Here is a 1,157-nt window from a genome sequence, read left to right as displayed (position 1 = left end):
AAGGCATCAAGATTCGTTTTATGTATAACACGCTCAGCTTTGATCAAGCAGGTATTGAGCGTCTGTATGGGCATTTTGCACGCCTGCTGGAGCAAATTTCGCTCAATCCGCATGTTTGTGTTGAAGAGCTGGAACTACTCACAGCCGCGGAAAAGCAGCAGATTACAGCGGCATTTAATGACACCGCTTGTGCTTTTCCGTCTCATCAGACGATCCATCAGCTGTTCGAGGAGCAGGTAGAATATACGCCAGATCAGGTGGCATTGGTGTTTGGACATCAGAGTCTGACTTATCGAGAACTGAATGAACGGGCGAATTCATTGGCCCGAATGCTTCAAGCACAAGGAGTAGGACCTGACAAGCTGGTCGGACTGATGGTACAGCGTTCAGTGGAAATGATTGTAGGTCTCCTGGCTGTTCTCAAAGCAGGTGGTGCTTATGTGCCGATTGATCCCGAATTTCCGTCCTCTCGTATTGCATACATGCTGGAAGACAGCGAGGCCGCAGTGCTTCTGACCAGTCGTGATCTGTTGGAAGAGCATCATTGCCATGCCAATACCCTATTTCTTGAGGATGCAGCCTTGTATCAGGGAGAGAGCGGCAACCTGGAGACGATTGCCCGCCCAGAGCATTTGGCTTATGTCATCTATACGTCGGGTTCGACTGGAAATCCGAAAGGAGTTATGCTCCAGCATCGCTCGGTCCTCAACTTTATTACAGGGATGCGCGAAGTCATTGACTTTGAAGCGAGCCAAACGATTTTGTCACTCACGACCATTTCATTCGATATTTTCGTCTTGGAAACCATCTTGCCCCTGTTGGGTGGAATGACGGTGGTGCTTGGCGACAGCCAGCATCAGGTCAATCCTCAGGCACTGGGTGAATTGATTACTCATCATCATATTGAGATGTTGCAAATGACCCCATCCCGGTTACAAATGCTGTTGGGTCATGAAGCAGGTTCCCGCGCGTTGCAAAGCGTGAAGGCCATTATGGTCGGGGGCGAAGCCCTTCCGTCCAAGCTGCTCGTAGCACTGCAAGAAATAAACGGTCCTCGCATTTATAACATGTACGGACCTACAGAAACGACGGTGTGGTCGACCGTGCAGGAACTGACCCATGCGGAGCACATTAATATTGGACGTCCTATTGCGAAT

1 protein-coding gene is annotated in these 1,157 nt (G+C 49.8%); it reads left to right on the top strand.

Going from position 1 to position 1,157, the window contains the following annotated elements; genetic code table 11:
• Positions 1-1,157: AMP-binding protein (locus WA407_RS26170; RefSeq protein WP_336078729.1), on the top strand; the 1,157-nt coding region annotated here is incomplete at both ends.

Source organism: Paenibacillus sp. 203 (assembly GCF_037027525.1).
GTDB classification, from domain to species: Bacteria; Bacillota; Bacilli; order Paenibacillales; family Paenibacillaceae; genus Paenibacillus; species Paenibacillus polymyxa_B.
This window is presented reverse-complemented; position numbering and strand designations above follow the sequence as displayed.